This window comes from Barnesiella sp. An22 (assembly GCF_963931395.1).
Taxonomy (GTDB): Bacteria; Bacteroidota; Bacteroidia; order Bacteroidales; family Barnesiellaceae; genus Barnesiella; species Barnesiella merdigallinarum.
This window is the reverse complement of the sequence record NZ_OZ007014.1, coordinates 3,401,139-3,416,022: the sequence shown is the minus strand read 5'-3', so window position 1 is coordinate 3,416,022 and position 14,884 is coordinate 3,401,139. Positions and strand designations below refer to the sequence as shown.

The 14,884-nt window shown below is 47.1% G+C and carries 30 protein-coding genes; all 30 read left to right on the top strand.

The window, feature by feature from the left end:
- Nucleotides 1-11: 11 nt before the first annotated feature.
- The 30 genes from rpsJ (at nt 12) to rplQ (ending at nt 14,791) form a co-directional block, all read left to right on the top strand.
- Entirely contained in the window at nt 12-317 is a 306-nt protein-coding gene (rpsJ, locus tag ABGT88_RS14350) for a 30S ribosomal protein S10 (RefSeq protein ID WP_008862860.1), read from the top strand.
- Nucleotides 318-338: 21 nt separating this feature from the next.
- Nucleotides 339-953 carry a 50S ribosomal protein L3 gene (gene rplC / locus ABGT88_RS14345; protein ID WP_025278737.1) on the top strand — a complete coding sequence of 205 codons (615 nt, stop codon included), beginning with the start codon at nt 339-341 and terminating at the stop codon, nt 951-953.
- Nucleotides 953-1,573: a 50S ribosomal protein L4 gene (gene rplD / locus ABGT88_RS14340; protein WP_087408019.1), complete on the top strand. Its 621-nt coding sequence runs from the start codon at nt 953-955 to the stop codon at nt 1,571-1,573. The genes rplC and rplD overlap by 1 nt, the downstream gene beginning before the upstream one ends.
- Nucleotides 1,574-1,590: 17 nt before the next feature.
- Nucleotides 1,591-1,881: a 50S ribosomal protein L23 gene (rplW, locus tag ABGT88_RS14335; RefSeq protein ID WP_087408020.1), complete on the top strand. Its 291-nt coding sequence runs from the start codon at nt 1,591-1,593 to the stop codon at nt 1,879-1,881.
- Nucleotides 1,882-1,888: 7 nt separating this feature from the next.
- Nucleotides 1,889-2,713, top strand: a complete 825-nt coding sequence (gene rplB / locus ABGT88_RS14330) for a 50S ribosomal protein L2 (protein WP_087408021.1) — start codon at nt 1,889-1,891, stop codon at nt 2,711-2,713.
- A gap of 20 nt (nt 2,714-2,733) precedes the next feature.
- Nucleotides 2,734-3,003, top strand: coding sequence for a 30S ribosomal protein S19 (rpsS, locus tag ABGT88_RS14325; protein ID WP_025278741.1), 270 nt, complete (start codon nt 2,734-2,736; stop codon nt 3,001-3,003).
- Between the two features lie 44 nt (nt 3,004-3,047).
- Nucleotides 3,048-3,458, top strand: coding sequence for a 50S ribosomal protein L22 (gene rplV, locus ABGT88_RS14320; RefSeq protein ID WP_346702772.1), 411 nt, complete (start codon nt 3,048-3,050; stop codon nt 3,456-3,458).
- A gap of 7 nt (nt 3,459-3,465) precedes the next feature.
- Nucleotides 3,466-4,191 (top strand): 30S ribosomal protein S3, encoded by a 726-nt coding sequence (gene rpsC / locus ABGT88_RS14315; protein WP_087408023.1) that lies wholly within the window; start codon nt 3,466-3,468, stop codon nt 4,189-4,191.
- A 14-nt stretch (nt 4,192-4,205) separates the two neighbouring features.
- The gene (rplP, locus tag ABGT88_RS14310) at nt 4,206-4,637 is read left to right on the top strand and encodes a 50S ribosomal protein L16 (RefSeq protein ID WP_346702771.1); all 432 of its coding nucleotides are present in this window, start codon (nt 4,206-4,208) and stop codon (nt 4,635-4,637) included.
- 3 nt (nt 4,638-4,640) lie between these two features.
- On the top strand, nt 4,641-4,838 hold the full coding sequence (rpmC, locus tag ABGT88_RS14305; protein ID WP_087408025.1) for a 50S ribosomal protein L29: 198 nt from the start codon (nt 4,641-4,643) through the stop codon (nt 4,836-4,838).
- Between the two features lie 17 nt (nt 4,839-4,855).
- Nucleotides 4,856-5,113, top strand: coding sequence for a 30S ribosomal protein S17 (gene rpsQ / locus ABGT88_RS14300; RefSeq protein WP_087408026.1), 258 nt, complete (start codon nt 4,856-4,858; stop codon nt 5,111-5,113).
- Nucleotides 5,114-5,115: 2 nt separating this feature from the next.
- Nucleotides 5,116-5,481 (top strand): 50S ribosomal protein L14, encoded by a 366-nt coding sequence (gene rplN / locus ABGT88_RS14295; RefSeq protein ID WP_008862849.1) that lies wholly within the window; start codon nt 5,116-5,118, stop codon nt 5,479-5,481.
- Nucleotides 5,482-5,502: 21 nt separating this feature from the next.
- The gene (gene rplX, locus ABGT88_RS14290) at nt 5,503-5,823 is read left to right on the top strand and encodes a 50S ribosomal protein L24 (RefSeq protein ID WP_025278746.1); all 321 of its coding nucleotides are present in this window, start codon (nt 5,503-5,505) and stop codon (nt 5,821-5,823) included.
- Nucleotides 5,823-6,380 carry a 50S ribosomal protein L5 gene (gene rplE, locus ABGT88_RS14285; protein WP_025278747.1) on the top strand — a complete coding sequence of 186 codons (558 nt, stop codon included), beginning with the start codon at nt 5,823-5,825 and terminating at the stop codon, nt 6,378-6,380. The genes rplX and rplE overlap by 1 nt, the downstream gene beginning before the upstream one ends.
- Nucleotides 6,381-6,383: 3 nt before the next feature.
- Nucleotides 6,384-6,653 carry a 30S ribosomal protein S14 gene (gene rpsN, locus ABGT88_RS14280; RefSeq protein WP_008862846.1) on the top strand — a complete coding sequence of 90 codons (270 nt, stop codon included), beginning with the start codon at nt 6,384-6,386 and terminating at the stop codon, nt 6,651-6,653.
- 58 nt (nt 6,654-6,711) lie between these two features.
- Nucleotides 6,712-7,107 carry a 30S ribosomal protein S8 gene (rpsH, locus tag ABGT88_RS14275; protein ID WP_087408027.1) on the top strand — a complete coding sequence of 132 codons (396 nt, stop codon included), beginning with the start codon at nt 6,712-6,714 and terminating at the stop codon, nt 7,105-7,107.
- Nucleotides 7,108-7,126: 19 nt separating this feature from the next.
- Nucleotides 7,127-7,681, top strand: coding sequence for a 50S ribosomal protein L6 (rplF, locus tag ABGT88_RS14270; RefSeq protein WP_025278749.1), 555 nt, complete (start codon nt 7,127-7,129; stop codon nt 7,679-7,681).
- A 19-nt stretch (nt 7,682-7,700) separates the two neighbouring features.
- Entirely contained in the window at nt 7,701-8,042 is a 342-nt protein-coding gene (gene rplR, locus ABGT88_RS14265) for a 50S ribosomal protein L18 (RefSeq protein ID WP_087408028.1), read from the top strand.
- Nucleotides 8,043-8,047: 5 nt separating this feature from the next.
- A complete protein-coding gene (gene rpsE / locus ABGT88_RS14260; RefSeq protein WP_025278751.1) occupies nt 8,048-8,566 on the top strand; it encodes a 30S ribosomal protein S5 in 519 nt (172 codons plus the stop codon).
- Nucleotides 8,567-8,581: 15 nt separating this feature from the next.
- Nucleotides 8,582-8,758 carry a 50S ribosomal protein L30 gene (gene rpmD, locus ABGT88_RS14255; RefSeq protein WP_025278752.1) on the top strand — a complete coding sequence of 59 codons (177 nt, stop codon included), beginning with the start codon at nt 8,582-8,584 and terminating at the stop codon, nt 8,756-8,758.
- 31 nt (nt 8,759-8,789) lie between these two features.
- Complete coding sequence (rplO, locus tag ABGT88_RS14250) at nt 8,790-9,236, top strand: 50S ribosomal protein L15 (protein ID WP_346702769.1); 447 nt, start codon at nt 8,790-8,792, stop codon at nt 9,234-9,236.
- 4 nt (nt 9,237-9,240) lie between these two features.
- Entirely contained in the window at nt 9,241-10,563 is a 1,323-nt protein-coding gene (gene secY, locus ABGT88_RS14245) for a preprotein translocase subunit SecY (protein WP_087408030.1), read from the top strand.
- Nucleotides 10,564-10,580: 17 nt separating this feature from the next.
- Complete coding sequence (gene map, locus ABGT88_RS14240; RefSeq protein WP_258326810.1) at nt 10,581-11,363, top strand: type I methionyl aminopeptidase; 783 nt, start codon at nt 10,581-10,583, stop codon at nt 11,361-11,363.
- A 9-nt stretch (nt 11,364-11,372) separates the two neighbouring features.
- Nucleotides 11,373-11,591 (top strand): translation initiation factor IF-1, encoded by a 219-nt coding sequence (gene infA, locus ABGT88_RS14235; RefSeq protein ID WP_025278756.1) that lies wholly within the window; start codon nt 11,373-11,375, stop codon nt 11,589-11,591.
- Nucleotides 11,592-11,602: 11 nt separating this feature from the next.
- Nucleotides 11,603-11,719 carry a type B 50S ribosomal protein L36 gene (gene ykgO / locus ABGT88_RS14230; RefSeq protein ID WP_008862836.1) on the top strand — a complete coding sequence of 39 codons (117 nt, stop codon included), beginning with the start codon at nt 11,603-11,605 and terminating at the stop codon, nt 11,717-11,719.
- Nucleotides 11,720-11,757: 38 nt separating this feature from the next.
- Complete coding sequence (gene rpsM / locus ABGT88_RS14225; protein WP_087408032.1) at nt 11,758-12,138, top strand: 30S ribosomal protein S13; 381 nt, start codon at nt 11,758-11,760, stop codon at nt 12,136-12,138.
- A gap of 9 nt (nt 12,139-12,147) precedes the next feature.
- Nucleotides 12,148-12,537 carry a 30S ribosomal protein S11 gene (rpsK, locus tag ABGT88_RS14220; protein ID WP_087408033.1) on the top strand — a complete coding sequence of 130 codons (390 nt, stop codon included), beginning with the start codon at nt 12,148-12,150 and terminating at the stop codon, nt 12,535-12,537.
- A 121-nt stretch (nt 12,538-12,658) separates the two neighbouring features.
- Entirely contained in the window at nt 12,659-13,267 is a 609-nt protein-coding gene (gene rpsD, locus ABGT88_RS14215) for a 30S ribosomal protein S4 (RefSeq protein WP_087408034.1), read from the top strand.
- An 8-nt stretch (nt 13,268-13,275) separates the two neighbouring features.
- A complete protein-coding gene (locus ABGT88_RS14210) occupies nt 13,276-14,268 on the top strand; it encodes a DNA-directed RNA polymerase subunit alpha (RefSeq protein ID WP_087408035.1) in 993 nt (330 codons plus the stop codon).
- Nucleotides 14,269-14,272: 4 nt separating this feature from the next.
- Nucleotides 14,273-14,791: a 50S ribosomal protein L17 gene (gene rplQ / locus ABGT88_RS14205; protein WP_087408036.1), complete on the top strand. Its 519-nt coding sequence runs from the start codon at nt 14,273-14,275 to the stop codon at nt 14,789-14,791.
- The last annotated feature ends 93 nt before the right edge of the window (nt 14,792-14,884 follow it).

The window sequence follows — 14,884 nt, the reverse complement described above, 5'->3', positions numbered from 1 at the left end:
CAAATATCAATATGAGCCAAAAAATCAGAATTAAATTGAAGTCTTACGACCACAACTTGGTTGACAAGTCGGCCGAGAAAATCGTAAAGACGGTGAAAGCTACGGGCGCAGTAGTGAGCGGGCCTATACCTCTACCTACTCACAAACGTATCTTCACGGTAAACCGCTCGACTTTCGTAAACAAGAAATCGAGAGAGCAATTCGAGTTGTCTTCGTTCAAGCGTCTTATCGACATCTACAGCTCGACGGCCAAGACCGTAGACGCCTTGATGAAATTGGAGTTGCCCAGCGGCGTGGATGTAGAAATTAAAGTGTGATTCAACAAAAATTAAGTAGAAATGCCAGGATTATTAGGAAAAAAAATCGGAATGACATCCGTTTTCAGTGCCGAGGGTAAAAATGTACCATGCACTGTTATCGAAGTTGGTCCTTGCGTGGTTACGCAAATCAAAACCGTTGAAAAGGATGGTTACGAGGCAGTACAAGTAGGTTTTATCGACAAGAAAGATAAACACACTACGAAGCCCGAAGCCGGCCATTTCAAGAAAGCAGGCGTAACGCCCAAGAGACACTTGGCCGAGTTCAAATTCGATACCGAATACAAATTGGGCGACACGATTGCCGTCGATTTGTTTGAAGGTGCGGATTACGTAGATGTAATCGGCGTATCAAAAGGTAAAGGTTTCCAAGGTGTAGTTAAGCGTCATGGTTTCGGCGGTGTAGGCCAGACCACTCACGGTCAGCACAACCGCTTGCGTGCCCCCGGTTCTATCGGTGCATGTTCGTATCCTGCCCGTGTGTTCAAGGGTACTCGTATGGCCGGCCAGATGGGTAACAGCCGTGTAACCGTGCAAAACCTTCAAGTGTTAAAAGTAATACCCGAGCACAATCTTTTGCTCATCAAAGGATCGGTACCGGGCAGTAAAGGTTCAATCGTAATAATTGAGAAATAATGGAACTGAGCGTATATAACATTAAAGGTGAGGACACCGGTAAGAAGGTTGTTCTGGACGACTCCGTATTCGGAATCAAGCCCAACGATCACGCCGTATATCTCGATGTGAAACAATACTTGGCCAACCTGCGTCAAGGAACTCACAAATCCAAAGAAAGAAGCGAAGTATCGGGTAGTACCCGCAAACTGAAAAGACAAAAAGGAACGGGCGGCGCTCGTAGCGGTGATATCAACTCGCCGGTTATGATCGGTGGTGGTCGTGTATTCGGTCCCAAACCCCGTGACTACCGTTTCAAACTGAACAAGAAAGTGAAAGAACTCGCCCGCAAGTCGGCATTGACTTACAAGGCTCAGGAGAATGCCATCGTAGTGGTAGAGGACTTCTCTTTCGATGCCCCCAAGACCAAGGAATTCGTAAACTTGCTGAAAAATTTGCAAGTTGCTGATAAAAAGTCACTTTTGGTTTTATCGGAACAAAATAAAAACGTATATTTGTCGGCCCGTAATCTTACGGGAACAAATGTGGTAACGGTTTCGGAGCTCAACACCTACAAAGTATTGGACAACAAGGCTTTGATTTTGACGGAGAGCACGGTAGCCGCTATCAATAACTTTTGATGTAAGGAGGCTTAAATATGGGAATTATTATTAAACCTATCGTAACAGAGAAAATGACGGCCATGGGCGAGAAATACAATCGCTATGGTTTCCGTGTGGACCCGAAGGCCGACAAGTTGCAAATCAAGAAAGCCGTAGAAGCGATGTACAACGTGACGGTCGTATCGGTAAACACGATGAACTATCGTGGCAAAAACAAAAGCCGCTACACCAAGACCGGTCTCATCTCGGGTAAGACGGCCGCTTATAAGAAAGCCTTGGTTACATTGAAAGAAGGAGAAACTATTGATTTTTATAGCAATATCTAATTAAACAATGGCAGTAAGAAAATTAAAGCCCACAACACCGGGGCAAAGACACAAAGTTATTGGTGCATTTGATAATATCACTGCTAGCGCGCCAGAAAAATCTCTTGTAAGAGGTGTCAGAAAATCGGGTGGTCGTAACAATGAAGGGCATCTGACGATGCGCTATATTGGCGGCGGTCACAAGAGAAAATACAGATTGATCGACTTCAAGAGAAACAAAGACGGTGTACCCGCTACTGTAAAGACGATCGAATACGACCCGAACCGTTCGGCCCGTATCGCTCTCTTGTTCTATGCAGACGGTGAAAAACGTTACATTATTGCACCCAACGGCTTGGAAGTTGGAGCAACCTTGATGTCTGGCGAAAATGCAGCTCCTGAGGTAGGAAATGCGTTGCCCTTGAAAAACATACCTATCGGTACTGTTATTCACAACATCGAGTTGCGTCCGGGTCAAGGAGCCTTCCTGGTTCGCTCGGCCGGCACGTTTGCTCAGTTGACTTCGAGAGAAGGCGATTATGCAATTATCAAATTACCTTCTGGAGAAACCAGAAAAATCCTCGCAACCTGTAAAGCCACGATCGGCAGCGTAGGAAACTCGGATCACGCCCTCGAACGCTCGGGTAAAGCCGGACGCTCGCGCTGGTTGGGCCGTCGTCCTCGCAACCGTGGTGTCGTGATGAACCCTGTAGATCACCCGATGGGTGGTGGTGAAGGTCGTGCATCAGGTGGACACCCCAGATCGAGAAAAGGCTTGTATGCAAAAGGTTTGAAGACCAGAGCTCCGAAGAAACACTCTTCGAAGTATATAATTGAAAGAAGGAAAAAGTAATCTGATAAATTGACAACAACATGAGTCGTTCATTAAAAAAAGGCCCATATATCAGTGTGAAGCTGGATAAAAAAGTTGCCGCCATGGAGGCATCAGGCAAAAAGTCTGTGATCAAAACATGGTCGCGTGCATCTATGATTTCACCCGAATTCGTAGGGCATACTTTTGCAGTACACAATGGTAATAAATTTATTCCCGTATACGTTACCGAAAACATGGTAGGCCACAAGCTCGGCGAGTTTGCTCCTACGCGTACATTCCGCGGCCATGCAGGTAACAAGAAAAAATAAGGCCTGAGGGAATGCGAGTTTTAATACAATTAAAGAATTGAAAAATGGGTGCAAGAAAAAGAGAATCAGCCAATAGAAGGAAGGAAGCTCTGAAAACTCAATATTTCGCCAAGTTGAACAATGTTCCTACCTCTCCCCGTAAAATGCGCTTGGTAGCCGATATGGTAAGAGGTATGGAGGTATTCAAAGCCTTGGGCGTATTGAAGTTCTCGAACAAGGAAGCTTCGCAAAGACTGGAAAAACTGTTGCGTTCGGCCATTGCCAACTGGGAGCAAAAGAACGAGCGCAAGGCCGAAAGCGGAGAACTGTACATCTCGACAATCTATGTAGATTGCGCAGCAATGTTGAAGCGTCTTCGTCCGGCTCCGCGAGGACGAGGTTACCGGATTCGCAAACGTTCGAATCACGTAACATTGTTTGTCGATACAATAAATAAAAACAATAACAAAAACTAATTGCTGGATGGGACAGAAAGTAAATCCGATAAGTAACCGTTTGGGAATCATCAGAGGTTGGGATTCCAATTGGTATGGCGGTAAAAACTATGGTGACAGGTTGTTGGAAGACAGCAAGATCCGGAAGTATTTGAATGCCCGTCTTGCAAAAGCCAGCGTTTCACGCATAGTTATAGAACGTACGTTGAAGTTGATCACTATTACCGTGTGCACGGCTCGTCCGGGTCTGATCATCGGTAAAGGCGGTCAAGAGGTAGACAAGCTCAAGGAAGAGTTGAAGAAGATTACCGACAAGGACGTACAGATCAATATCTACGAGGTAAAACGCCCCGAACTCGACGCCGAAATCGTGGCCAGCAACATCGCTCGCCAGATCGAAGGCAAAATCGCTTACCGTCGTGCCGTGAAGATGGCCATCGCTTCGACGATGCGCATGGGCGCCGAGGGTATCAAAGTACAAGTGTCGGGTCGTTTGAACGGTGCCGAAATGGCTCGTTCCGAAATGTACAAAGAGGGAAGAACCCCCCTGCACACATTGCGTGCCGATATTGACTATGCCTTGGTAGAAGCTCTTACGAAAGTAGGCATCATCGGTATCAAGGTTTGGATCTGCCGTGGCGAAATCTACGGAAAGAAAGACCTGGCTCCCGCGTTCACCAACAACGCCAAAGAGGCACGTGGTGGAAACGGAGGACCGAAAAAGGGCTTCAGAAAACCCAAAACTAACCGCTAAACGAAAATTGAACTATGTTACAACCGAAAAAAACTAAATTCAGAAGACAGCAAAAAGGTCGCCAAAATGGCAATGCCCAAAGAGGCAACCAGCTGGCTTTCGGCTCTTTCGGCATCAAGTCGTTAGATACGAAATGGATTACAGGTCGTCAAATCGAGGCCGCTCGTGTTGCTGTAACACGTTACATGCAACGTCAAGGTCAGATTTGGATCCGTATATTTCCCGATAAACCTATTACTAAGAAGCCGGCCGATGTACGTATGGGTAAAGGTAAAGGTAATCCCGAGGGATTCGTATTCCCCATCACGCCGGGTCGTGTTATTATCGAGGTAGAGGGTGTACCTTATGAGATCGCCAAGGAGGCTCTGCGCCTGGGTGCCCAGAAACTCCCGATTACTACTAAGTTCGTTGTTCGTCGTGACTACGACGCCAGTCAAAATGTGTAAGTTATGAAAAAAGCAGAAGTAAAAGAATTAGGCTCCAAGGAATTGCAAGAGAGATTGGATGCAGCCGTAGCCGCACTCAACCAGATGGAGATCAACCACAGCATCTCGCCGTTGGACAGTCCTGCTAAAATAACTCACGAACGCAGGATGATTGCGCGCATGAAAACCGAGTTGCGCAAACGTGAACTTAATAAAAAATAATCAGCCACATATCTAAGATGGAAAGTAGAAATTTAAGAAAAGAGAGAGTCGGTGTGGTTTCCAGCAACAAGATGGAAAAGACGGTTACCGTGACCGTGAAATGGAAAGAGAAACACCCGATCTATGGTAAATTCGTGAACAAGACGAAGAAATACCATGCTCATGACGAGAAGAACGAATGCAACATCGGTGATACCGTGCGGCTGATGGAGACTCGTCCTTTGAGCAAAACAAAGAGATGGAGAGTAGTAGAAATCATCGAAAGAGCTAAGTAATTATGATACAACAAGAATCAAGACTTACAGTAGCTGATAACAGCGGAGCTAAGGAAGCTCTTTGTATTCGCGTGTTGGGTGGTACCGGCCGTCGCTATGCGTCGGTAGGCGACGTGATTGTCGTAGCGATCAAAAGCGCTATCCCCTCGAGCGATGTGAAAAAAGGCGCCGTATCGAAAGCCATTATCGTGCGCACGAAAAAGGAAATCCGTCGTCAAGACGGCTCGTATATCCGCTTCGACGACAATGCCTGTGTATTGTTGAACAATGCGGGTGAGTTGCGCGGTAGCCGTATCTTTGGCCCGGTAGCCCGTGAGCTGCGTGCCGTAAATATGAAAATCGTGTCGTTGGCACCCGAAGTACTTTAATCGAATAAAGCGAAAGATTAAATGAGCAAGTTACATATCAAAAAGGGAGATACAGTCTATGTAAACGCCGGTGAAGACAAAGGCAAGACCGGTCGTGTACTGAGCGTGTTGGTAAAAGAGCAACGTGCCATCGTAGAAGGTATCAACATGGTATCGAAGAGTACCAAACCCAATGCCAAAAACCCCCAGGGAGGTATAGTGAAGAAAGAAGCTCCTATTCATATTTCGAACTTGAATCCTCTGGATCCGAAGAGCGGAAAAGCTACCCGTATCGGCCGGAAGAAAAATGAAGCAGGCGTTTCAGTACGTTATTCCAAAAAATCAGGAGAGGAGATTAAGTAATGAACAACACCGCAAATCTGAAGAAAGAATATCTTGAAAGAATCGTGCCCGCCTTGCAGAAGGAGTTCAACTACTCGTCGATCATGCAGGTGCCTGTTTTGAAAAAGATCGTGATCAATCAAGGTCTTGGCGAAGCAACGGCCGACAAGAAAATCATCGAAACCGCCATCAACGAGTTGACGGCCATCACCGGTCAGAAAGCAGTGGCAACCCTCTCGCGCAAGGATATCTCGAATTTCAAGCTGCGTAAGAAGATGCCCATCGGTGTGATGGTAACCCTCCGTCACGAGCGCATGTACGAGTTCCTGGAGCGTCTGGTACGCGTGTCTCTTCCCCGTATCCGCGACTTCAAAGGTATCGAAAGCAAACTCGATGGACGAGGCAACTACACCCTCGGAATTCAGGAGCAAATCATTTTCCCTGAAATAAATATCGATAGTATTACCAAAATTATGGGAATGAATATTACCTTTGTAACCTCAGCCAAAACCGACGAGGAAGGGTATGCTCTTCTCAAAGCATTTGGCTTACCTTTTAAAAACGCAAAAAAAGACTAAGATATGGCAAAAGAATCGATGAAAGCTCGTGAAGTGAAGAGAGCCAAGCTGGTTGCCAAATATGCCGAAAAGAAAAAACAACTCAAGGCAGAAGGCAATTACGAGGCCCTTCAACTGCTGCCGAAAAACGCATCGCGTGTACGTCTGCACAACCGTTGCAAGATCACCGGTCGTCCCAAAGGATACATCCGTCAGTTTGGGATTTCCCGTATACAATTCCGCGAAATGGCTTCGGCAGGTCTTATCCCGGGTGTAAAGAAAGCAAGCTGGTAATTATTTTTAGTGTTAAATATTGTCCGGAGACTCCGGATCAATTTAAACAAATTTTTATATGACAGATCCAATAGCAGATTATCTGACAAGATTGAGAAACGCCATCAAAGCTCATCACAGAGTAGTTGAAGTGCCTTCCTCGAGATTGAAAAAAGAAATCACGAAAATCCTTTTTGAAAAAGGCTACATTCTCAATTACAAGTTTGTAGAAGACGGTCCCCGAGGCACCATCAAGATTGCCTTGAAGTACGACCCCGTAAACAAAGTGAGCGCAATCCAAAAGCTGATTCGTGTATCGAGTCCGGGTTTGCGCCGTTATACCGGCTACAAAGACATGCCGCGTGTATTGAACGGTTTGGGTATTGCAATTCTCTCCACCTCGAAAGGCGTGATGACCAACAAAGAGGCCAGCGACCTGAAGATCGGCGGTGAGGTATTATGTTACATTTACTAATTAAAAGGAGGTATATATTATGTCAAGAATAGGAAAATTGCCCATAGTAGTACCCGCCGGAGTTACCGTTACTATCTCCGGAAATGAGGTAAAGGTAAAAGGACCCAAAGGGGAGCTGTCGCAGACCGTATCGCCCGAAATTAAAGTTGAAATGGTAGACGGGGCTATCCACGTGACCCGGCCTAATGATGAGAAACAAACCCGTGCCCTCCACGGTCTCTACCGTGCTCTTATCCACAACATGGTGGTAGGTGTTTCCGAAGGGTATAAGAAAGAGATGGAACTGGTGGGCGTAGGCTACCGTGCCCAAAGCCAAGGCCAGGTGCTCGAGCTCTCGCTGGGCTACTCGCACGCCATCTTCTTGAGACTTCCTGCCGAAATCAAGGTAGAAGCCAAATCGGAGAGAAACAAAAACCCGTTGATTATTCTCGAATCGTGCGACAAGCAACTGATCGGCCAGGTATGTGCCAAGATTCGTTCGCTGCGCAAGCCCGAACCTTACAAGGGTAAAGGTATCAAGTTCGTTGGCGAGGTAATCCGTAGAAAATCGGGTAAATCGGCAGGTGCCAAATAATCATTAAACAGGTATTATCATGACAACGAAGATAGAAAGAAGACTCAAAATCAAAACCCGCATACGCGGTAAAGTTTCCGGCACGGCCGAGCGTCCCCGTATGACGGTGTTTAGAAGCAATAAGCAAATATATGTGCAATTGGTCGATGACCTCACCGGCAGAACTCTTGCCGCCGCCTCGTCCAGAGGCATGGAAGCCGCTCCCAAAAAAGAGATGGCTGCCAAGGTAGGTGAAGCTATCGCCAAGAAAGCACAGGAAGCCGGTATTACCACGGTTGTATTTGACCGCAACGGTTACCTGTATCATGGGAGAGTAAAAGAATTAGCTGATGCTGCCCGCAACGGTGGCCTTAAATTTTAATCGTCATGACAGGAAAAATAAATAGAGTAAAATCGACAAACGACATCGAGTTGAAAGACCGTCTGGTTGCCATCAACCGTGTAACGAAAGTAACCAAAGGTGGCCGTACGTTCAGCTTCTCGGCTATTGTCGTAGTGGGCAACGAAGCCGGTATCGTAGGCTGGGGCCTGGGTAAAGCGAGCGAGGTAACTACCGCAATCGCCAAAGGTGTGGAAGCTGCCAAGAAGAACCTGGTGAAAGTACCGGTTCTCAAAGGTACCATCCCCCACGATCAGCTGGCCAAATTCGGCGGTGCCCTCGTATATATCAAACCTGCTTCTCCGGGTACCGGAGTAAAGGCCGGTGGTGCCATGCGTGCCGTGCTTGAGAGCGTAGGTATTACCGACGTGCTGGCCAAATCGAAAGGTTCGTCCAACCCCCACAACCTGGTGAAAGCCACGATTGCTGCCTTGTGCGAACTGAGAGATGCGGCTACCGTAGCTCAAAACAGAGGTATCTCTGTAGAAAAAGTCTTTAAAGGTTAATACGGAGGAGAAGCAATGGAAAAGATAAAGATCAAACAAGTAAAGAGCCGCATCAACTGCCCCGCTGTACAGAAGAAGACACTTGATGCACTGGGCTTGAGAAAACTCAACCATGTCGTAGAACACGACGCTACCCCCCAAATCCTGGGTATGGTAGAGAAGGTAAAACACCTGGTGAAAGTAGTTGAGTAATTTTATCCATCGATTAAAAAAAAGTAACAATATGGACTTGAGTAATTTAAAACCCGCCGAAGGGTCAACCAAAACAAGAAAGAGAATCGGTCGCGGACCGGGTTCGGGTTTGGGTGGAACTTCTACCAGAGGTCATAAAGGAGCAAAGTCGCGTTCGGGTTACAAACGCAAAATCGGTTTCGAGGGTGGTCAGATGCCTCTCCAACGCCGTGTTCCGAAATTTGGCTTCAAGAATATAAATCGTGTAGAATACAAAGACATCAACCTCGAGGCTCTGCAATCGCTGGCCGATAGCCAGAAATTGGAGAAGATCGACATCGAAACACTTGTGGCTGCCGGATTTATTTCTTCGAATCAGTTAGTGAAAATTCTTGGTAAAGGTGCTCTTACGGCCAAATTGGAAGTTTGCGCTCACGCATTCTCCAAAACTGCCGAAGCTGCTATCGTTGCCGCAGGTGGAACAGTAGTCAAACTCTAATACAATGAGAGCAATAGAAACTATAAAAAACATTTGGAAAATCGAAGACCTCCGCAAACGTATCATCACCACTATCCTGCTGGTGCTGGTATACCGCGTGGGGTCATACGTCGTGCTTCCGGGTATCGATCCTGCCAATCTGGATGCCTTGCGCAACCAGACGAGCAAGGGTCTGATGCAGTTGCTCGATATGTTTTCGGGAGGTGCATTCTCCAACGCTTCGATTTTTGCCTTGGGAATTATGCCTTATATCACCGCCTCGATTGTGATTCAATTGCTGGGTATGGTGATGCCCTCGTTCCAGAAGCTGCAACGCGAAGGCGAGAGCGGTCGTACGAAACTTAACCAATACACCCGCTATTTGACCGTTATCATTCTGCTCCTGCAAGGTCCCGCCTACTTGGTGAACCTGAAAGTACAGATGGGTTCGGCCTTATTCCCCTCCGGTTGGTTGTTTATAGTTTCTTCTACAATCGTGCTTGCTGCCGGTAGTATGTTTATCATGTGGCTGGGCGAACGTATCACCGACAAAGGTATCGGTAACGGTATTTCGTTTATCATCCTGGTCGGTATCATCGCCCGTCTGCCGCTGGCTTTCGCCGCCGAGTTTACCAGCCGTCTGGCTTCGAAACAAGGTGGTTTGGTGATGTTTCTGGTCGAGATCGTCTTCCTGCTGGCCGTTATCGCCGCAGCAATTCTGCTCGTACAAGGCACCCGGAAAGTCCCCGTACAATACGCCAAACGTATTGTGGGTAACAAACAGTACGGCGGCGCTCGCCAGTATATCCCCTTGAAGGTCAACACGGCCGGTGTGATGCCTATCATCTTTGCCCAGGCCATCATGTTTATCCCCATCACCATTGCCGGGTTCAGCGTGACCAACGCAAGTTCGTTCTGGCAATCGTTCATGTCGATGACGGGATTCTGGTATAACTTCGTGTTTGCATTCCTTATCATCGTCTTCACCTACTTCTATACGGCAATCACCGTGCAACCCACGCAGATGGCCGAGGATATGAAACGCAACAACGGCTTTATTCCCGGTGTGAAACCCGGTAAGAAGACTGCCGACTACCTCGACTCGATCATGTCGAGAATCACGTTGCCCGGTTCTATCTTCCTGGCTATCGTGGCTATCATGCCGGCCTTTGCCCAGATTTGCGGTGTAAGCGCCGAGTTCTCTCAGTTCTTCGGCGGAACGTCGCTGCTCATTCTGGTAGGTGTAGTGTTGGATACTTTGCAACAAATCGAAAGCCATTTGATGATGCGCCATTACGACGGTCTGATGAAATCGGGCCGCATTAAAGGTCGTAGCGGAGCTTATTAAAACAAGGAGTATAGATAATGATTTATCTTAAAACGGACGAAGAGATAGAGTTGATGCGGGAGAGTAATCTCTTGGTGGGCATGACCCTGGGCGAAATGGCCAAGTGGGTAGCCCCCGGGATTACCACCCTCCGGCTCGACAAGATAGCCGAGGAGTTCATTCGGGATCACGGGGCCGAACCCGGGTTCCTGGGTTACGCCGGCTATCCCAACTCTCTTTGCATCTCGGTCAACGAGGTAATTGTACACGGCATTCCCAACAGCTACGCCCTGCGCGAGGGCGACATCGTGTCGATCGACTGCGGCGTAGTGAAAAACGGCTTCAACGGCGATTCGGCCTATACCTTCTGTGTAGGTGAGGTTGCCCCCGAAGTGAAACAGCTGCTCAAGACCACCAAAGAGTCGCTCTATCTGGGCATCGAGCACGCTGTCGAGGGAAAACGCATAGGCGATATTGGCCATGCCATCCAAACCTATTGCGAAGCTCGTGGTTATTCTGTAGTGAGGGAGTTGTGCGGACACGGTGTAGGCAAGCACCTGCACGAAGAGCCCAATGTCCCCAATTACGGACGTCCCGGTACCGGCCCGCTGCTCAAGAACGGCATGTGTATTGCCATCGAGCCCATGATCAACCTGGGTTCACGCAATATCGTCATCGAGCGCGATGGTTGGACTACCCGCACACGCGATCGCAAACCCGCTGCTCACTTCGAGCACACGATAGCAATCAAAGGAGGGAAGGCCGATATACTCTCTTCGTTTGAATATGTAGAGCAAGTTTTAGGAGACAAATCAATTTAACTATAATTTATGGCGAAGCAAGCTGCAATAGAACAAGATGGTGTAATCGTGGAGGCATTGTCGAATGCCATGTTCCGCGTAGAGTTGGAAAACGGGCATGAGATAACCGCCCATATCTCGGGAAAGATGCGTATGCACTTCATCAAGATACTCCCGGGTGATAAGGTGCGGATCGAAATGTCGCCCTATGATTTGACCAAAGGAAGAATTGCTTTTAGATATAAATAAAAAACAACAATATGAAAGTAAGAGCATCATTGAAAAAACGTACGCCCGATAGCAAGATCGTGAGAAGACACGGCCGTTTGTACGTAATTAACAAGAAAAATCCTAAGTATAAACAACGTCAAGGATAAATTTATTATTATTTTTGCAAATTAAAAGATTCTAATATATGGCAATAAGAATTGTTGGTGTAGACCTGCCGCAAAATAAGAGAGGAGAGATCGCCTTGACCTATATCTATGGTATCGGTCGTAGCGCGGCTAATTCCATTTTGAGTAAAGCCGGCATTGACAAAGACATCAAAGTGAAAGATTGGACCGACGACCAGTCGGCAAAAGTACGTGAAATCATCAGTACCGAGTATAAGGTGGAGGGTGACCTTCGTACCGAAATACAGCTGAACATCAAACGTCTGATGGACATCGGTTGCTACCGGGGTATCCGTCACCGTATCGGTTTGCCTGTGAGAGGCCAGAGCACCAAGAACAACGCTCGTACGCGTAAAGGTAAAAAGAAAACCGTTGCAAATAAGAAAAAAGCTACTAAATAATAAGTAAGTATGGCAAAAAAAACAGTCGCAGCAAAGAAGAGGGTTGTAAAGGTTGATGCCGTTGGCCAGGCCCATATCCATTCTTCGTTCAACAACATTATTGTAACACTTGCCAACAGCGAAGGTCAGGTGATTTCGTGGTCGTCGGCAGGTAAAATGGGCTTCAGAGGCTCTAAGAAAAATACTCCTTACGCCGCTCAAATGGCCGCACAAGATTGTGCAAAAGTGGCTTATGACCTGGGCTTGAGGAAAGTGAAAGCCTATGTAAAAGGCCCCGGAAACGGTCGTGAATCGGCTGTAAGAACTATTCATGGCGCTGGTATCGAAGTAACCGAGATTATCGATGTAACTCCGCTGCCGCACAATGGTTGTCGTCCTCCTAAGAGAAGAAGAGTTTAATTTTTCTTTATTTGTAAACAGAGAATCCCGAACAGTGAATAAGATTGCATAATAATCCTCTCTGCAATCGCGGCTGCACTCTTCTCGGTTCGCAATATTTAATAATTAAAAAATTTTAGAAATGGCAAGATATACCGGACCTAGAACAAAAATCGCTCGTAAATTTGGCGAAGCTATTTTTGGCCCCGATAAAGTTCTTACGAAAAAGAACTATCCCCCGGGACAACACGGCATCAACAAGAGAAGAAAAACTTCCGAGTATGGCGTTCAGCTTCGTGAAAAGCAAAAAGCCAAATACACTTACGGTGTATTGGAAAAACAATTTAGAAACCTCTTCGAGAAGGCTTCTCGTACCAAAGGTGTGAAGGGTGAAGTGCTCCTTCAACTGCTCGAAGCTCGTCTCGACAACGTGGTATTCCGTTTGGGCATCGCCCCCACGCGTGCCGCTGCCCGTCAGCTCGTGCTGCACCGTCACATTGTTGTCGACGGCAAAGTGGTGAATATCCCGTCGTATTCGGTAAAACCGGGTCAAGTAGTTGGCGTTCGTGAGAAAGCCAAATCGCTCGAGGTTATAGCCGATGCACTTGCTGGATTCAATCACAGCAAATATCCTTGGTTAGAGTGGGACGAGAGCTTGAAGAGCGGTAAATTGTTGCATTTGCCCGAAAGAGCCGATATCCCTGAAAACATTAAAGAACAGTTGATCGTTGAGTTGTATTCTAAACAATAATTGATTCCATGGCGATATTAGCATTTCAAAAACCCGATAAAGTATTAATGCTGGAAGCGGACAATTTTTTCGGTAAATTCGAATTTCGTCCGTTGGAGCCCGGCTACGGTGTTACCGTGGGTAACGCCTTGCGCCGTATCCTCCTTTCCTCGCTTGAAGGTTTTGCGATTACGTCGATTCGTATCGATGGCGTAAAGCATGAGTTTTCTACGATTCCCGGTGTGATCGAGGACGTGACAAACGTGATTCTGAATCTCAAAAAGGTTCGTTTCAAACAGGTCGTTGAAGAAATCGAGAATGAAAAAGTAACCATTACTGTTTCGGGTACGGACGTGTTCAAGGCAGGTGACATCGGTAAATCGCTTACCGGTTTCGAAGTTTTGAACCCCGATTTGGTTATTTGCCATTTGGATTCAAGCGCAAGTTTTCAAATAGATATCACCATCAACAAAGGCCGTGGCTATGTTCCCGCCGATGAGAACCGCAACCCCGCCGACGATGTGAATGTAATTCCTATCGATTCGATCTATACCCCGATTCGGAATGTGAAATATTCTGTTGAAAATTTCCGCGTAGAACAGAAAACGGACTACGAAAAACTGATTCTTGAGATTACAACCGATGGTTCCATTCACCCCAAAGAGGCGTTGAAAGAGGCTGCCAAAATCTTGATTTACCACTTCATGTTGTTCTCTGACGAGAAAATCACGCTCGAGACCAACGATGCCGATGGTAATGAAGAGTTCGACGAGGAAGTATTGCACATGCGCCAGTTGCTCAAAACCAAACTGGTCGACATGGACTTGTCGGTACGCGCCCTCAACTGCTTGAAGTCGGCCGATGTCGAGACCCTTGGCGATCTGGTGGTATTCAACAAGACCGATTTGTTGAAGTTCCGCAACTTCGGTAAGAAATCGCTCACCGAGCTCGATGAGCTCTTGGCCAACTTGAACCTTTCGTTCGGAATGGATATCTCGAAATATAAATTAGATAAAGAGTAAAACGATGAGACATAATAAGAAATTCAACCACTTGGGTCGTACCAAAGCTCACCGCGACGCTATGTTGTCCAATATGGCTACTTCTTTGATTCTCCACAAAAGAATCTTCACCACGTTGGCCAAAGCCAAAGCGCTGAGAATGTATGTCGAGCCCCTGATCAATCGTGCCAAAGAAGATACTACCGCTTCGCGTCGTGTAGTATTCCGCTACTTGCAGAGCAAACAGGCTGTTACCGAACTGTTCAAAGAGATCTCGGTTAAGATTGCCGACCGTCCCGGAGGATATACCCGTATCTTGAAAACGGGCAACCGTTTGGGCGACAACGCCGTTACTTGTATGATCGAGCTCGTTGACTACAACGAAAACATGCTCAAAGAGAAAGCCGCTAAGAAAGCAACTCGTACCCGTCGTTCGAAAAAGAGCGCCGCTCCTGCTGCTGCCGAGGCTGCTGCTCCCGCTGCTGAAGCTCCTGCAACTCCGGCCGCCGAGGCCCCTGCTGCCGAGGAAAAAGCTGCAGAATAAGAGGATCGATTTATTGCTATATAGTAAAAAGCTCTCCGAGTGTTCGGGGGGCTTTTTATTTTTCTGTCGGGGTGGTAGTGCTTGTCAGGGAAA

Excerpts from the sequence above, each read along its gene's own strand:
- rpsN (WP_008862846.1), top strand. The coding sequence starts at position 6,384 with ATGGCAAAAGAATCGATGAAAGCTCGTGAAGTGAAGAGAGCCAAGCTG.
- rplV (WP_346702772.1), top strand. The coding sequence starts at position 3,048 with ATGGGTGCAAGAAAAAGAGAATCAGCCAATAGAAGGAAGGAAGCTCTG.
- rplO (WP_346702769.1), top strand. The coding sequence starts at position 8,790 with ATGGACTTGAGTAATTTAAAACCCGCCGAAGGGTCAACCAAAACAAGA.
- rplW (WP_087408020.1), top strand. The coding sequence starts at position 1,591 with ATGGGAATTATTATTAAACCTATCGTAACAGAGAAAATGACGGCCATG.
- rpmC (WP_087408025.1), top strand. The coding sequence starts at position 4,641 with ATGAAAAAAGCAGAAGTAAAAGAATTAGGCTCCAAGGAATTGCAAGAG.
- secY (WP_087408030.1), top strand. The coding sequence starts at position 9,241 with ATGAGAGCAATAGAAACTATAAAAAACATTTGGAAAATCGAAGACCTC.
- rpsS (WP_025278741.1), top strand. The coding sequence starts at position 2,734 with ATGAGTCGTTCATTAAAAAAAGGCCCATATATCAGTGTGAAGCTGGAT.
- rplF (WP_025278749.1), top strand. The coding sequence starts at position 7,127 with ATGTCAAGAATAGGAAAATTGCCCATAGTAGTACCCGCCGGAGTTACC.
- rplN (WP_008862849.1), top strand. The coding sequence starts at position 5,116 with ATGATACAACAAGAATCAAGACTTACAGTAGCTGATAACAGCGGAGCT.
- rplP (WP_346702771.1), top strand. The coding sequence starts at position 4,206 with ATGTTACAACCGAAAAAAACTAAATTCAGAAGACAGCAAAAAGGTCGC.
- rpsD (WP_087408034.1), top strand. The coding sequence starts at position 12,659 with ATGGCAAGATATACCGGACCTAGAACAAAAATCGCTCGTAAATTTGGC.
- rplB (WP_087408021.1), top strand. The coding sequence starts at position 1,889 with ATGGCAGTAAGAAAATTAAAGCCCACAACACCGGGGCAAAGACACAAA.
- rpsQ (WP_087408026.1), top strand. The coding sequence starts at position 4,856 with ATGGAAAGTAGAAATTTAAGAAAAGAGAGAGTCGGTGTGGTTTCCAGC.
- rpsM (WP_087408032.1), top strand. The coding sequence starts at position 11,758 with ATGGCAATAAGAATTGTTGGTGTAGACCTGCCGCAAAATAAGAGAGGA.
- infA (WP_025278756.1), top strand. The coding sequence starts at position 11,373 with ATGGCGAAGCAAGCTGCAATAGAACAAGATGGTGTAATCGTGGAGGCA.
- ABGT88_RS14210 (WP_087408035.1), top strand. The coding sequence starts at position 13,276 with ATGGCGATATTAGCATTTCAAAAACCCGATAAAGTATTAATGCTGGAA.
- rplC (WP_025278737.1), top strand. The coding sequence starts at position 339 with ATGCCAGGATTATTAGGAAAAAAAATCGGAATGACATCCGTTTTCAGT.
- rplD (WP_087408019.1), top strand. The coding sequence starts at position 953 with ATGGAACTGAGCGTATATAACATTAAAGGTGAGGACACCGGTAAGAAG.
- rplE (WP_025278747.1), top strand. The coding sequence starts at position 5,823 with ATGAACAACACCGCAAATCTGAAGAAAGAATATCTTGAAAGAATCGTG.
- rplR (WP_087408028.1), top strand. The coding sequence starts at position 7,701 with ATGACAACGAAGATAGAAAGAAGACTCAAAATCAAAACCCGCATACGC.
- rplX (WP_025278746.1), top strand. The coding sequence starts at position 5,503 with ATGAGCAAGTTACATATCAAAAAGGGAGATACAGTCTATGTAAACGCC.
- rpsC (WP_087408023.1), top strand. The coding sequence starts at position 3,466 with ATGGGACAGAAAGTAAATCCGATAAGTAACCGTTTGGGAATCATCAGA.
- rpsE (WP_025278751.1), top strand. The coding sequence starts at position 8,048 with ATGACAGGAAAAATAAATAGAGTAAAATCGACAAACGACATCGAGTTG.
- rplQ (WP_087408036.1), top strand. The coding sequence starts at position 14,273 with ATGAGACATAATAAGAAATTCAACCACTTGGGTCGTACCAAAGCTCAC.
- rpmD (WP_025278752.1), top strand. The coding sequence starts at position 8,582 with ATGGAAAAGATAAAGATCAAACAAGTAAAGAGCCGCATCAACTGCCCC.
- ykgO (WP_008862836.1), top strand. The coding sequence starts at position 11,603 with ATGAAAGTAAGAGCATCATTGAAAAAACGTACGCCCGATAGCAAGATC.
- rpsH (WP_087408027.1), top strand. The coding sequence starts at position 6,712 with ATGACAGATCCAATAGCAGATTATCTGACAAGATTGAGAAACGCCATC.
- rpsK (WP_087408033.1), top strand. The coding sequence starts at position 12,148 with ATGGCAAAAAAAACAGTCGCAGCAAAGAAGAGGGTTGTAAAGGTTGAT.
- map (WP_258326810.1), top strand. The coding sequence starts at position 10,581 with ATGATTTATCTTAAAACGGACGAAGAGATAGAGTTGATGCGGGAGAGT.
- rpsJ (WP_008862860.1), top strand. The coding sequence starts at position 12 with ATGAGCCAAAAAATCAGAATTAAATTGAAGTCTTACGACCACAACTTG.